The organism is Lunatibacter salilacus (assembly GCF_009797935.1).
GTDB classification, from domain to species: Bacteria; Bacteroidota; Bacteroidia; order Cytophagales; family Cyclobacteriaceae; genus Lunatibacter; species Lunatibacter salilacus.
Window position 1 is genome coordinate 149,256 of record NZ_VOLC01000008.1, and the last position, 15,680, is coordinate 164,935.

The 15,680-nt window shown below is 42.3% G+C and carries 9 protein-coding genes; 5 read left to right on the plus strand and 4 right to left on the minus strand.

Going from position 1 to position 15,680, the window contains the following annotated elements; all coding sequences use genetic code 11:
• Positions 1–16: 16 nt before the first annotated feature.
• Complete coding sequence (locus FQ608_RS12630; protein ID WP_158858597.1) at positions 17–1,573, plus strand: RagB/SusD family nutrient uptake outer membrane protein; 1,557 nt, start codon at positions 17–19, stop codon at positions 1,571–1,573.
• Between the two features lie 468 nt (positions 1,574–2,041).
• Here the strand turns inward: FQ608_RS12630 and FQ608_RS27780 are convergent, their stop codons facing one another.
• The 4 genes from FQ608_RS27780 to FQ608_RS12650 all read right to left on the minus strand — a co-directional run bounded on the left by FQ608_RS27780 (position 2,042) and on the right by FQ608_RS12650 (position 9,047).
• The gene (locus FQ608_RS27780) at positions 2,042–4,783 is read right to left on the minus strand and encodes a cation-translocating P-type ATPase (RefSeq protein ID WP_158858598.1); all 2,742 of its coding nucleotides are present in this window, start codon (positions 4,781–4,783) and stop codon (positions 2,042–2,044) included.
• Positions 4,784–4,960: 177 nt separating this feature from the next.
• The gene (locus tag FQ608_RS12640; RefSeq protein ID WP_158858599.1) at positions 4,961–6,181 is read right to left on the minus strand and encodes an N-acetyltransferase; all 1,221 of its coding nucleotides are present in this window, start codon (positions 6,179–6,181) and stop codon (positions 4,961–4,963) included.
• Positions 6,182–6,588: 407 nt separating this feature from the next.
• The gene (locus FQ608_RS12645; protein ID WP_158858600.1) at positions 6,589–7,617 is read right to left on the minus strand and encodes a transmembrane 9 family protein; all 1,029 of its coding nucleotides are present in this window, start codon (positions 7,615–7,617) and stop codon (positions 6,589–6,591) included.
• A gap of 641 nt (positions 7,618–8,258) precedes the next feature.
• Positions 8,259–9,047 (minus strand): hypothetical protein, encoded by a 789-nt coding sequence (locus FQ608_RS12650; protein ID WP_158858601.1) that lies wholly within the window; start codon positions 9,045–9,047, stop codon positions 8,259–8,261.
• A gap of 511 nt (positions 9,048–9,558) precedes the next feature.
• On the opposite strand from FQ608_RS12650, the gene FQ608_RS12655 reads away from it, so the two are divergent.
• The 4 genes from FQ608_RS12655 (at position 9,559) to FQ608_RS12670 (ending at position 15,652) form a co-directional block, all read left to right on the plus strand.
• The gene (locus FQ608_RS12655) at positions 9,559–12,780 is read left to right on the plus strand and encodes a S41 family peptidase (RefSeq protein WP_158858602.1); all 3,222 of its coding nucleotides are present in this window, start codon (positions 9,559–9,561) and stop codon (positions 12,778–12,780) included.
• 472 nt (positions 12,781–13,252) lie between these two features.
• The gene (locus FQ608_RS12660; RefSeq protein ID WP_158858603.1) at positions 13,253–13,822 is read left to right on the plus strand and encodes a flavodoxin family protein; all 570 of its coding nucleotides are present in this window, start codon (positions 13,253–13,255) and stop codon (positions 13,820–13,822) included.
• A gap of 257 nt (positions 13,823–14,079) precedes the next feature.
• A complete protein-coding gene (locus tag FQ608_RS12665; protein ID WP_158858604.1) occupies positions 14,080–14,289 on the plus strand; it encodes a DUF418 domain-containing protein in 210 nt (69 codons plus the stop codon).
• A gap of 91 nt (positions 14,290–14,380) precedes the next feature.
• Complete coding sequence (locus tag FQ608_RS12670; protein ID WP_234364185.1) at positions 14,381–15,652, plus strand: PDZ domain-containing protein; 1,272 nt, start codon at positions 14,381–14,383, stop codon at positions 15,650–15,652.
• Positions 15,653–15,680: the final 28 nt, after the last annotated feature.

A 15,680-nucleotide genomic window follows, 5' to 3' on the forward strand; every position in this document is an offset into this window, starting at 1 on the left:
AAAAAAAAGCGAAAAGATGAACTTAATAAAAAACACGATACAATATATAGGCCTGTGTTATTTGGCTTTTGGGATGCTTAGCTGTGACGATGGACTTGATTTGATTCCCCCTGGAGAGGTCTCCGAACTTATTTACTGGCAGCAGGAAAAAGATGCGAGACTAGCTGTAAACGGGATCTACGTTGAGTTGGATGGGCCTTTGATGGTCAAGGAGCTGGATGGTGTAACCGACATTGGTTTTCGTGCCCCTTCAGGTCCAGGCACCCTTCATGATGTCTCTATGGGTTCTTTTGACCCAGTCAATTCAGCCATTGGGTCCCAATGGGACAGGTATTTCCGTGGCGTACAGCGCGCCAATAATGTGCTTACAAATATTCATAGAATTGAGCAGGGAGATGCTGAATTATTGGCCAGGTATGAAGCTGAGGCTAGGTTTCTGCGGGCCTTTTTTTATACGCAATTAAGTAGCCTTTGGGGAGATGTTCCATTGATATTGGAACCACTTGCAGTTACCGACCAAGTCGGAAGAACGCCAAAGACAGAAGTGGTCGATTTCGTCATTGCTGAACTTGATCAAATTATTCAGGGTAACCAACTGCCTTTGAGTTATTCCCAGGACATAGGTAGGGCTACGCTGGGCGCTGCTCTGGCCTTAAAAGCCAGGGTAGCTTACAGAAACGAAAGATACGCAGTGGCCAGGGATGCTGCCCGAGCGGTGATGGATTTAGGAATATATGAATTGTACCCGAATTATGAAGAATTATTTCATTATGCAGGGCAAAATTCTTCGGAAGTGATATTTGACAGGCAATATACGGTGGGCGGGAATACTTACAATGCCTTTTCATTTTCTGCTGCTTCCATTGGAGGAGGATCTGTCGTAGAACCAATTCATAATTTGTTTTTAAAGTATGGGTATAAAGGACCCCAAAATCCAGATAACCCTTTCGAAAACATTGACCCACGCTGGTCATATACTTCGTACTATACCGGACAGCCAATTGGGTCGAGTACTTTCAATTCCTTACCGGATAGTCCAACACCTGATAGGGTGAGGTCAACAGAGTTTTCCACGGTGCATGGATATAACCTTAAGAAGTGGGTGGATTATGAAGCCGATGAAAGTAACCCTAATATAGGTTCTATCAATATGATTCTAATCCGCTATGCGGATGTACTCTTGATGTATGCCGAATCAAAAATCGAATTGAATGAAATAGATGATTCAGTTTATGATGCGATCAATCGGGTTAGGCAAAGACCAACCGTTGAGATGCCTCCTATTACAGCAGGGAAATCACAGGAGGAGCTAAGAGCAATCATCAGGGATGAAAGAGCCGTAGAGCTGGCTTTTGAGGGCTTAAGGTTATTTGATATGAACCGATGGAAAATTGGAGAGGATAAAATCGGTGTAGTTCAGGGCCTTTATTACCTCAATGAGGCGACTGGTAATTGGGAAACCATTTCCAGTGGGCTTAATCGAAATTTCAGGCCTGAAAGGGACTATTTATGGCCAATCCCTCAGGCCGAAATGGAAATCAATGATGTGATCACCCAAAACCCCAACTACTAATGGTGTACTGAATGCTTCAACAAAAAAATAGTACATAAAGAAAAAATCAAAAGCCACAAATGATTCATTTGTGGCTTTTTTATGCTTGGTGGTTTCATTTTAAGCTGTGTAGGATGCTGCCGGTAGTATCGGTTCTGCCGAACCAGGGATTTTTAGGAGGAATCAGACGTGTCGCTAGTGAATTTTGCCCAAAGCAGTTCGTTTTGCATCATGTAAAAAACTCAATGGTTTTTGCTTCTATCGTGTTGAAGTATTATTTAATTTGCCTTAGGTATCCATCAATTCAACAGGAAGATTTTTTCACCCCTTCAAAATTTCCCCGAAATTATTCATATCACTTGAGGGTAAACGGGATCGCACACAATTTGATATCTTTTCATTTCGTTGGTGCCCTTTTTTTATTCCATCGCGTGAGATAGCTGGCCCGATTTGATCTGACGGCATTTTAATTTCTAAGCCACTCCACTTTCAATATACATTCATTGTCTTGAAATATTTGTAACGAATCCATTTTTCAATACCTATGATGATCAGGACAGAAAAAGCTGCTATACAGGAAAACATCCAGGCAGCAACATTTAATGGAGCGGTATGAAACCATTGGTTCATAAATGGAATATAAACAAAAGCTGACTGGGCAAGTAAAACGCCGGCTATGCCCAGATAAATTGAAGGGTTGGAGAAGACCGCAATTTTATGGATGGGAAGGCTTAGGGAGCGGCAATCCAAAAGGTAAAATACTTGGAACAATACCATAGTTGTTGTGGCCATTGTTTGTGCTTCTGTCTCTGCAAGTGCGTGGGAAATTCCCTTTGAAAGTTCAACATGATATTCCCAGAGAAACAGTCCAATGGTGCCCCCCGCCATTATAACGGCAACAAGTAAAATTCTAAATATAATGAATGAACTTAATAGCGGTTTATCCGGCCTGCGAGGAGGACGCTTCATTACATCAGGATCCTTAGCTTCCAAAGCCAGCGGCAAGGTTAACGCAACGGCGGTAATCAGGTTAATCCATAGCACCTGAACGGGTAACATCGGTTTGAGAAGCACGCCGGCTTCCGATGGGAAAAACAGAACCGAAATTAATATGACCAATCCTAAACCAATGCTGGTGGGTAAAAGAAACACCAGGCATTTGAGGATGTTGTCGAATACTCTCCTCCCTTCTTCTATGGCAGCTTCAATGCTTTCAAAATTATCATTGGCCAGTATCATATCTGCCGATTCTTTTGCGACAGCTGTTCCACTAATCCCCATTGCCACCCCAATATCGGCGCGCTTGAGGGCCGGAGCATCGTTCACTCCATCTCCTGTCATTGCCACTATTTCTCCGCTTGCTTGAAGAGCAGTAACGATTTTAAGCTTGTCGGCAGGGGATACGCGTGCAAAGATGTGTGTGTCTTCAAGTACACGCTGGATACCCTGCTTTTTCATCTTTTGAAGTTCTTCTCCGCTAATTACTTTTCCATTTTCTGTAATGCCAAGTTGCCTTCCTATCTCGACCGCAGTAGCTGGATGGTCGCCTGTAATCATTTTCACTACAATGCCTGCACTATGACAAGCTTCAATAGCATCTCTCACCTCCAACCTCGGAGGGTCGCTCATTGCCATCAACCCTAGAAATTTTAACCCGCTTAGTTTACTCTCTGAAATCCTGGGTTCATTGTTAGTGGATAATGTTTTTGAGGCAAAGGCAAGAACTCTCATTCCTTTCTGGGCAAATATCAGCACTGCTCTTCGTATGTCTTCATCAAGTGATGTAGCAGATTTTTTTGAAGAATGCCTTAATAGGGGAATAACAGATTCGGGCGCTCCTTTAAGATAAAGCATTTTGTCACCGGCAGGAGAATGATGAAGCGTGACCATTATTTTTCTTTCGGAATCAAATGGCAGCTCATCCAGTCTTTTCCATTGCAGGTGCAATTCTTCAGGGTCAATACCGAATTTGATGGAGGCTTTCAGAAGTGCTATTTCTGTTGGATCACCATTAAAGGTGATTTCATTAGTTGCATTGTCTCGCTGAAGCGTGGCATCATTACACAATATCGCAGAAAGATATAAATTGGTTAGGTCCTGTGTGTCAGACGCTGTTTGGTTGCTGTTTTTAGTTATTGTTTCTGTAGGGTTTTTTCCGGTTTCCGGAATGAAAACTTCTTTGTTGTCTTTCCATAAATAATTTACAAACATTTCATTTTTGGTCAGCGTACCCGTTTTGTCGGCGCAGATAACCGTGGTGCTTCCCAGGGTTTCTACCGAAGCCAAATGCCTGATAATTGCTTTTCTTTTTGCCATTCGTGACACTCCAATCGTAGCTGAAATGGTAATAACTGCCGGCAATCCCTCAGGTATACTGGCGACTGCTAGAGTAATTGCGGATAAGGCAGCATCACTTAAATTATAGTTCCGAAGTATGGCAAGCAAAAACACCAAAATTCCCACAATAATAATAATGTAAGTAATTCTGCTTGCCAATTTTTCCAGTGAAAGGGTGAGGGGTGATTTGGGTGATTTAGTGGACTCAAGCAAGGTTGCTATTTTCCCAATCTCTGTCCGCATGCCAGTAGCAACAACTATGCCCTCTGCTGTCCCCGAGGTCATTAAGGTTCCACTAAATACCATACAGCTGCGGTCGGAAATTCCGGCATTTTCAGCTACTGCAAGAATATTCTTTTCTGCCGGAAAGGATTCTCCCGTAATGATGGATTCATCGCATAGCGCATTTTTTGTGAAGCTAAGCCTCATGTCTGCCGAAACCCGATCTCCCGCCTGAAGAAAAACATGATCACCCGGAACCAATTCGGAGATGGGTATGCTTATCTGTTCATCATCTCTCAGCACAGTGGCATTTTCCGGCACAAGTTTCAACAGCCCTGCTATTGTATTTCCAGTTTGATATTCTTGAATAAACCCTATGATTGCATTTATGAGTATCACCGAGAATATCACGATCCCATCTGTGACTTTGCCCATTGCGATGGCAAGTATGGTAGCGGCAAAAAGAATAAAAACGAGTGGATTTAAAAATTGACGCAAAAGGATGCTGAATATGGTCTCCTTTCCTTTTCTGACCAGTGTATTGTATCCTATCTTTTTTAAACGATCTGAGGCTTCTTTTGATGAAAGCCTTTTCGTCGTTGAACCATTGAGTAATTCAGCTACTTCATTATAGGTAAGTTTGTGCCATCTGTTGGTATATTTCTTATTCATTTTCATATTATATTAGAAGGTAGAATATACAATCAGGCACTAAAACTGCATTATTTTATCAACAGAATCTTTCTACTATTGGCAGTCGGCCACACAAGCAGACAGTTTCTCAACTTAATTTCACCAATTTATGTTAATTTCGTCAATTATCCATTGGGATTCCAGTTGCCCAGAATTCTACCTGGTTCTTTTCCCCAGCGGTATTACAGCAGGAGCACTTACTTCCCTGCCTTTATCAAGCATGTATCTGAAAGCAACGTGCTTTCTAATCGGATATGCCCCAACAGCTTTATGAAGCCTGATGATTTTGGGATTAAAATCCCCTGCCCAACCCAGCTCTACGGTTTTAAAACCCATTGCCCGTACCGCATCAAGAGAAGACATCATCATCCCCGTTTCCATTCCCTGTCCCTGAAATTTCGGCTTAATACCAATAGCCATGGCGTGAGCTTTTGTGAGGATTCCCCTTTTCCGGTACCATAGAAAATTATTACGGCTCCTCCATTTAAAAAGTAACATTTTAAATACATTTGTGCGGCCTTTGAAATCCCTGAATATTTGGTTGAGATCAGGTACCGCTATAATAAATCCGGCAGGTTCTCCTTTGACAAACGCAAATGGACAGAATGTATCTATTAGTACATGACGCATTTCTTCGGCAAATTTATTTGCCTGATGCACAGAAATTTCAGAAAACCCTTCATGATGCTGCCAGGATTCATTATATATTTCTCTGAAATAAGCCGCAAACTCTTTCAGATTGTCCAACCTTGCATGACGGACGACAACGTCATTTTTTTTGTTTAGCCAGGACGCTATTTCAGTAAAGCGACTATCCATGTTTTTCGAGAGATCAATCTCGTTGCTAAACATTTCATAGTGGACTTTGAAACCATAATCCTCAAACAATTTCCTATAATAAGGCTTGTTATAGTTTGTTGAAAAAGGGGTTGCTGTAAATCCTTCTACCAATAAGCCCCAGTAGCGGTTATTTTCCCCGAAATTTATAGGTCCATCTATAGCTTCCATCTTTCTCTCCTTAAGCCATGCCGCTGCGGTGTCAAACAGCATCCTCGCTGCTCCGAAGTTGTCTATGCATTCGAAAAACCCAATGCCACCTACGGGGAAGGGGAGGCTTTTTATTTTTTTTTCATTTATAAAAGCTGCGATCCTCCCCGCCAAGTTTCCCGAATTATCTCTAATTAGCCATCTGCATGCACTACCATATTCGAAGTTTGGATTGTGACGTGGATCAAAAATTTCTTCCACATGGTTATCAAGGGGAGATATCCATTCGGGATCGCCTTCGTAGATAGTACGTATTACATTGGCAAAATCCTTCTTGGTTTTGCTGTTGCAAACTTCTTCAATAGTAAAAGTGTGAACGTTGTGATCCATAGTAGAAAGCTGTCGTCTTAATAAATATTCAAAATCTTTTTCTGTCCACCTATCGGGTAATTTTTTCTCACAGTAATATCTTATGAAAAATCGACTTTTTCAAAAATTATGTTAATTATAGTTCATTGTACATTTGTTCGGCGGTGCTCATCTCCATCACGGTTCTAATTTAAAAATCGTCTGGATAAATCCCGAATATTTAATGAAATATTCAATCAATAAAATGTCAATTGGGGAATGGTCATTGATATTACTTATTTTTTTACAAAATTATTCCCGGATGGGCCGGACGATATTGACCCCCTCGAAAAAGCGTTAGTGAAAGAGAATCCATTCAGAAATTTGGGACATTTAAAAAAAACGGCAAGAAGTTTTTAAGGTCTTCTTGCCGGATTATTATCTAACAGTTACATCATATCTTCACGATCATAATCTGTTCTATCTGCAAAATAGTTGTTTTTAACGCAATCTTCCCTCAACTCTTTGACTCCTATAAATCCCCCGAAAGCAGAGGCTGCTAAACCAAGGATTAGAGCGATTGAAAGATACATCGCAGCATCACCTGCAGCCTTGGCGATTTTCTCCGCCTGTTCATTGGCAGTCTGCTTGGCTTCTTCCATAAATGCTTCAAAATCTTCCCGTGCCTGCCTAAATCTAGCAAAGGTATTTTCAACCGTACGCCTGGCTTCAGCTTCCGTCATATCAGTACGCTCCACCAAAATATTGACCAGTGCCTGTTCATCCAGCTCCTTAAAGGATTTTTTAAACCTATTTTTTGACTCGCCAAATATTCGCTCCACATCAGCATTTGATCCGCCCGGTTGTTGTGCTATATCCGTTGCCTCCTGACCGGCCTGTCTTGCGGATCTTTCAGCCTGTGATTTGAGGTAATCAGGATCAAGTTCCTCTTTACCCGTATCCTCCAAAAGTGAATAAAATTCTTCTCTTGCATCGTCCAGAGATAATTCCAGACCTTCAAACTGATCGGATATCATGGGCCCCACTTGATTTTGTATCAGATCGCCCACAGGAGAAAGCACTCCGCCGATCACATTACCTATTCCGGAAATAATGCTACCTACAACTGAGGTAAGCAGCCAGGCTGAAAGAAGTGTATATAAAGCCCAAGTCATCACCCCGTGAATCATTCCGCCTAAGTCTGTAAATGAAACTCCAACGCGTGCGGAAACAAAACCGCCTAAAAAAAGCACTATCAAATTACTTAACACCCACCAAATTACCGCACCTGTTCCCAATCCACTCAAGGGGTTACTTTCTTCGGTAGGCTCAATGCTCCAAAGTCCGATTGCAATGCCTATCAAATTTAAAATTAGCATGGCCGATAAGGCTGTAACTGTTCCAGCGAAAACAGCCCGCCATGAAATGCCTTTCGGTGGCCTTTTGTTGTAAGACAATACATTTTCGGTAGTTTCCATAATAAACTAGGGATTATTTTTAGAATTAATTTTATAAATTATTGAATATATTGGAATAAAATCTACTCGAATACCTCTGAATAAGGCCTTTCAATTATCATTATATCTGTAAAATATCGATAACATGTCGAGCGTAAGTCAAGGGGGACATAAAGTCTCTAGATCTCGCATAAAAATAAAATGAAAAAATCTTTCTGTGTTACATGATTACATCTCATGGTTTATATAATTCGCTGGATTACAAGGCTGTTCCCACTTAGATTTCATTTGTTTAATCCAGCGTAGGGCAGAAATACTGTAAGTGGCATTATTTAAACTGTCCCTTTAGGCCTGAATACTTTTGAATGGTATAGATAAAAAAATGTTTATAATTGGTTTATTTTTATGGATGCGGTGGGCGATGTGTTTTTTGAAAATTAATTACCGGTATATTATTGACCGAGGGAAATGTGAGGCTGCGCAGGTATGTAAGCTATTTTGTCAAACTCCAACCATCATTAAAATTGAGTCGTTTATGGGATAATTTCAATATGACTTCATCCGGCATGTAAACAGGGATTTCACTCGTTTTTGAATCTTTTTTATTCTTGTTACTATGCATTAACAAGCCGATGACGGTTATTACTCCTCTTCAAAAGGCCTCAATTTCCCCAATTGTTAAAATGTTCTCCTTTATATGTGCCAATACTTATGTAAAGCGCTTCGTGATACTCTTTACCTTTTACTTGAACCAACTCCTTAAGTTTTTCTTCATCACCGTCGTATTGAAAAATAAATTTTTCCAAGAAATAATACCCTGAATTCTCCACCTCAGCGAATATTTCTCCGGAGTCGTCAATTTCGTAGTAAAAGTAATGCCCTGGGGATTGTATGTTGAATACAGCCCCAGCATCTTTAAACTTCTGGACAAACTCCTCTACCAAAGTCGAGGATGCCTCTACGTGAAATCCGATTGCTCCCCAATAGGTGTTTTCAGGAACCCTTTTGGTAGTTTCCCGCACGAATTCAATTCCATTAGTTGAGCCAAATTGCAGGGATATGTCCGTTTCGGTTACAAACAGTGTTCCCGTATTTTTGAGTGATTGGTTATTAAGTTCTATCTCATACTCTCCATTGGGCAAAGTATGTAAGTCTATCGATGTCGTGGCGGGTCCAAGAGCGGTAAAGCAAAAGTCTGTCTCCTCGACGGATGTGAATGTAATGTTTATCGAATTCCCATCCTGCTGATTTTCAGTTAATATCGGAAAGTTAATACAGGGGTAGCTTCTTTCTGTCTGGCAAAAAAGAGTCAATTCCCTTGAATTTGGAGCAAGTACTTCTCTGACTTCAATTATAATGTTGGAATTGATTGGATTCAGATTTAATCCTGAGTCATCGTCCTCACATGAGAATAGGAGGGTTAGCAGGCAAAGTGTTTGTATCTTTTTCATGACTTTTTGCCAAATTTTAAAGTCGACGGTACGGGTTCTATGAGCGGTATTGACCGAAACCATTCTATAGGTCTGTTTTTTCAACGGTATTTCTTTAAGTAAGTTTGCTGGGTAGAATGTAATTTGTCTGTAAATTGAATTCAATGCGTTAAAGGTTGGTACGGTTAAAAATATAAATGCCAGTACTCCGATTAATCTAAACGTTCGAACCCCAAATATTGCCTTCTTAAGATTTAGACTCCCAAACATATCTTTAAAATCCAAAATATTTTTTGGCTGTTGCCGAAAAACTTCCTCATAATGTTTTAATTCCCTATGAGAGCGACTAGCCACTTGGCTGGGGCTAGCCACTTTTTTTTCACTTTAAACTTCGGTTTTAATATCCACCAATATCGAATATCTAAATATCATTTTTCAATATCCCAAAACAGCTAATCTCTGGAGTCTCTGCTCCGATTTCCAACATATTTCTACTATATTTCCATTTTATTTCCAATAACAACTGGACCCTATGAGTAAATCCCTACTAAGCATATTGATGGTTTTTGTCTCAAGCCTCGTTTTTTCCCAAGAGTCTCCCAGTTGGCTGCGTTATCCCGCCATATCGCCGGATGGCAACCAGATTGTTTTTACTTATAAAGGAGATCTGTACAAGGTATCGTCCTCCGGAGGCAAAGCTTCGCAGCTTACTTTTCATGAAGCCCATGATTTTATGCCTGTCTGGAGCAAAGACGGAGGCAAGATTGCCTTCGCATCTGACCGTTACGGCAACTTTGACGTTTTTGTCATGGATGCCGATGGAGGGGCAGCTACCCGGCTGACTTACCATTCCAACGATGAAATGCCCTATTCTTTTTCCGCAGGGGACAAGTCGGTGATCTTCGGGGGAGTCCGGCAGGACTTGGCGGAGCACAGACAATATCCCACTGGATCCCAACCCGAGTTGTATGGAGTTCCTGTAAGAGGAGGCAGGGTTGATCAGGTGTGGACCATTCCTGCGGAATACGTGCAGGTCAGCAAGGATGGTAAAAAAATGCTTTACCATGATAAGAAGGGGGGTGAAAACGAGTGGCGGAAAAAACACCAATCCGGAATAGCGCGGGATATTTGGCTTTATGACGCTGACAGCAATACCCATCAAATGCTTACTACTTTTGGCGGTGAGGACAGAAATCCCGTTTTCGCACCCGGGGAAACCGATATGTATTACCTGAGTGAAGAAAATGGGAGTTTCAATGTGTTCAAAACCAACTTGGCCAATCCTTCCAAAGCTACTGCGTTGACAAGCCTCAAAAATTTTCCCGTCCGATTTCTCAGTATTTCCAATAATGGGGTAATGAGTTTTTCCTATGACGGAGAACTTTATACGCTTCGGGAGGGGGAACAACCTAAAAAAGTTTCTATAAGCATCACCACACAGGCAATAGCCAATTCAGACAGTTATATTGCTATAAATGGAGGAGTGAAAGAAATGTCCGTATCTCCCGAAGGCAAAGAGATTGCCTTTATCGCTAGAGGTGAGGTATTCGTGACTTCCGTTGATGGTTCTATTACGAAAAGAATCACAAATACTCCTCAGCAGGAGAGTTTTGTGCAGTTTGCCCCGGACGGTAAATCTATTGTATATGCAAGCGAAAGAGATGGAAGTTGGCAGATATTCCAATCCAGCCGGGTAAGGGAAAAGGAAGAACCATTTTTTTATGCCAGTACGATATTGAAGGAAGAGGCGCTGGTAAGCACAGAAGTGGATGCATACCAGCCGCAGCTTTCCCCAGACGGGAAAAAACTCGCATATATAGAAGGAAGGAAGACGCTAAACGTGCTGGATTTGGCAACCAAATCGACGGTGACGCTGATGACATCCGAGGAAATCCTCCACATGAGGGATGGGGATCAATATTTTACTTGGAGTCCGGACAGCAAATGGCTATTGGCAGGGTTCAGGCCTACTATGGCTAATGGGGAAGTAGTCTTGCTGGATGCCACAGGGAAAAAACCAATGGAAAACCTGACCCAAAGCGGATACGGCGACGGCCGACCAAAGTGGGTAAATGAAGGCAAACAAATGATCTGGTTTAGCAACCGGGATGGATTGAAAGGTTTTGCAGCAAGTGGTAGATCTCAAAATGATGTGTTTTCTCTGTTTTTAACCAAAGAATCCTTCGATACATTCAAGCTAAGCAAGGAGGATTATGACCTGATGAAAGAAGTGGAAAAAGCAGGCAAAAAGGATGAAGAGAAAAATGATGAAAAGAACGACCATGACAAGAAAGTGGAGGACATCAAGATTGACTGGGAGGATTTGAGGGAAAGAAAGGCCAAGCTGACCATACACTCTTCGCTTCTGGGAGATGCGGTATTGGATAAAGAGGGTGAGAAACTACTTTACCTGGCTAGCTTTGAGAAAGGAATGAATCTATGGAGTACCGACCTACGCACCAAGGAAACTAAAATGGAACTTAAACTGGATGCGAATTCAGGCAGTTTGGAGTGGGATAAGGAAATGAAAAACCTTTACCTGCTTGCTGATGGCAGCATTTCCAAAATCACCGAAAACGGAAGTAAAAAGGAACTGATTAAAATTGCTGGTGAAATGACCTTGGACACCGAAGCTGAACGTAGGCAAATGTTTGAGCATATCCGAATAAGAACCAAGGGCGCCTTTTATACGCCAGATATGCATGGGGTAGATTGGGATTCCTTGGCAGCACAGTATGAAAAGTACCTGCCTTCCATAGGGAACGATTATGAATTCGCAGAGATGATTTCCGAGCTTATTGGAGAACTCAATGTATCCCATGCAGGGGCAAGATACACCCGGAGCATGCCGCAGGGTGATGCCACCGCTTCTTTGGGGATTTTTATGGATTTTTCCCACGATAAAGAGGGGATAATGATATCGGAAATCATTAAAGGGGGACCATTGGACAAAGCAGGATTGGCTTTAAAATCCGGAATGGTTATCGAAAAGATAGACGGGGAACAGATCAGTAGCGACAGGGACATCGCCTGGTATTTGAACCGTAAAGCGGACAAATTTACTCTTTTGGAAGTTTTGGATCCAAAAAGCAACGAGCGAAAGCAGGTGACTGTAAAGCCCATATCATTGGCCGAGGAGAACCAATTGCTATATAAAAGATGGGTGAAAAGGAATCAGGCTGAAGTGGATAGTTTGTCCGGTGGAACCTTAGGATATGTACATATTCCCGGCATGGCGGATGGTCCCTACCGCACCACCTATGAGGAAATGATGGGCAAATACCATGACAGAAAGGGGGTAATTGTTGACACCCGATTCAATGGGGGCGGAGACCTCGTTGCGGACTTGGCCATGTTCTTTACCGGAGAGCGCTTTATCACCTATGCCACTGAAGAACGTGAAGTCGGCTATGAACCGACCTTCCGCTGGACAAAGCCCACCCTGGCGATGTTTAATGAAGCCAATTATTCTGATGGGCATTGCTTTGCCTGCGGCTATACGGACCTTAAGATCGGCAAAACAGTAGGTATGCCAACGCCAGGTACCTGCTCTTTTGCAGGTTGGGAGCTACTTCCAAATGGCAGCCGATGGGGAATAGTACCCGTATCCGCCAAAGACAAATCTGGCAACTGGATGGAAAACAACGAAACCGCCCCACAGTTTCAGGTCAAGAATATGCCGGGCAAGATAGACAAGGGAATAGATCAGCAGTTGGAGAAGGCGGTGGAGGAGTTATTGAAGGATACTAATTGATATTGGATATTGATGGATATTAAACCGGAGCTTAGTGGAGATCCTGGAGGGAGGAGCGGTTACGGAGTATGCCTAGGTCGAAATAAAGTAGAAATATGCCTTCAGCGAAATACAGTGGAAATATGCTACGGCCGATATAAAGAGGATTGATATTCGTGGATGTCGGCCTGTAGGCTTGCTGTTGATCGATATTGGAATACGGAGCGTAGCTGGTATGGGGTTCCTTATTCGGAGAAATTAATAGCTAACATAACCCAATTAATCGCTCCCCTTAAGTTGCAAATCCCGTCGGAGCGTAGCGGTAACGGGATGGTAGCAAAGGGGTGGAGCAGTTGCGAAGTGGAGTTTTCAAGCTTCGAATTATGGAAAGGGATTTCTTTAAGGTGGTAGCAAAGTCTTACGTTGACATTAATTGGGTTTTAATAACATCTGTTTAAAATCTGAAGATTTTAAAGGCGGAAAAAATATGAGAATGAATTGGAGTAAGTGGTCGTTTGTAGCAGTTATTATTCTACTAAAATTTGATTTTGTCTTTTCGCAGGCAAGTCCAACTATCCTAATTGCCTACTACTCTCAATCCGGAAATACCAAAGCCATGGCGGAAGCAGTGGCGAAGGGGGCTCGATCGTTGGAGGGAATAAGTTTGATCTTGAAATCTATTCAAGAAATCTCGCAGAATGAATTGCTTTTTGCGGATGCCATTATTTTGGGGTCTCCGGTGTACAATGCCAATTTGCCTCCCGCAGTAATGGAATTTATCAATTCTTGGCCCTACGAAGGAAGGCCGCTGAAAGACAAAATCGGGGCGGTTTTTGTTACAGGTGGAGGGTTTTCGATCGGGGAGGAGGCGGTGATGTTAAGTATGATCCGTTCCATGCTAATCCATGGAATGTTGATTGTAGGAGGGGACGAATCAGAGGCCGCCTTTGGGGCATCGGCGATTACAGGAGAAGGTGCATTTGCGGGTCAGCCTGTGGATGAGATCTTTTTGCGGAAGGCGGAGGGATTGGGGAGAAGAGTCGGGGAATTGGTGTTAAAGTGAGTCTAGGGTTTACTTGAAATAAAATTGCAGGTTAGTTTTTAGTGCGCCTCTGGATGAACACTTTTTTCTTTAATATTTAATTTTTAACCAAAAGATAAAACTAAAGCAGATTGATCCCGGTTTTTTTTAGTAGTTGAACAGTATTTTTCTGGACCAAAATCTACTATGTGATATTCGATATGTTTAAAATTTAATAAAAGATTTATTTTTTCAAAAAATAATCGCTAACTAGTTGACTACAAACCTTTTTTTGCGCTATGACTTTACCAACTACCACCGAAATCGAATTAGCGGACCATTCTCCCAAACCTGCAGTGTGGGTAAACAGGACTGACATCATTGATATTGTACTGGGATGCGCATTTGTATGTCCTATTTGGTTGAAATATTTCCTTTTTGGACCTTTGGAATGGTGCAGGAGATCGCTTACCTGTTGGCGAATCCATCCTTTTGTAAGAAAATCATAAATTAGACACAGAAAAAGCTTAAGCTAGTCATTGTACTTAATTTAGATATCCAGTTTCAAGATTCAACCTGCTTTATAAACCCCAGTAGATAATGAAACGAAAATCAATATACCCCAGCAAATCCCAATTAAATTTATTGCTGGGCGCTTTTGTGATTACCTTACTTGCCTTTACCGAAGCATGGAGATATGAAAGGGATTTCTTCTATGATCCCGAGACTCACGGAAGGGATTGGGACGATGTATGGGAAAGGTATAGCCCACTAATGCCTTATATTCAACACAGGCAGGACCTTACCTATCTTTTAGATCAATTGAACGGGGAGCTTTCTGTCGGGCACAGTTTTGTTTTTGGAGGAGATTTCCCAGCCGTGGATACACTGGCAACGGGATTGTTGGGAGCGGATTATGAAATAGCTGAGGGCAAGTGGAGGATCAAAAGGATTTATACGGCTGAAAGCTGGAATCCCAACCTGGTCTCCCCTTTGACCCAACCCGGTTTGGGTGTTAAAGTCGGAGATTATCTGCTTGCGGTTAATGGCCAGGAAGTAGATGCTTCAATGGATATTTACGAGGCCTTTAAAGGAACATCAGGCAAACAGACTTTTATACATTTAAATAGTGTGCCCAACATGAATAATGCAAGGAAACTGACGGTATTGCCCATAGATTCGGAAGGCGGTCTGCGTCAACGGGCTTGGGTAGAAGACAACAGGAGGAAAGTAGATGAATTGTCAGGCGGTAAACTGGCCTATGTATGGGTGCCCAATACCGGTGGGCCCGGATTTGAATCCTTTAATCGATATTTCTTTGCCCAGCAGGATAAACTCGGAGCGGTGATCGATGAGCGATACAATGGGGGTGGGTTGTTGGATGACTATATGGTAGATCTGATGACCAGAAAATTAAGAGCGGCCATCACCAATGAAGTACCCAACCCCAGGCATCTCCAGCTGCCCGCAGGGATCTTGGGTCCTAAAGTTTTATTAATCAATGAACTTGCAGGATCGGGAGGCGATTTTTTCCCTTGGGTATTTAGAAACCAAAATGCGGGGCCATTGATTGGTAAAAGGACCTGGGGCGGATTGGTGAAATCTTCCGTCCATTACAGGTTTGTGGATGGTGGCGCCATGACCTCGCCGGATAATGCTGTATTTGACCCGGTAAGGAATGAATGGATCGGGGAGAACAATGGCATTGCACCGGATATAGAGGTCCACATAGATGCCAAATCATTTGCCGAGGGAAGGGATGTTCAATTGGAGCGGGCAGTAGAGGAAACGATGAAATTATTGGAAAAGGTCGAGGAAAAAGAAATCACTCCACCACCGTACTCAAGACCTGCTGTGAGGCCGGAAGACTGAAAGATAAAGTATAGAATTTCTGGCAAAG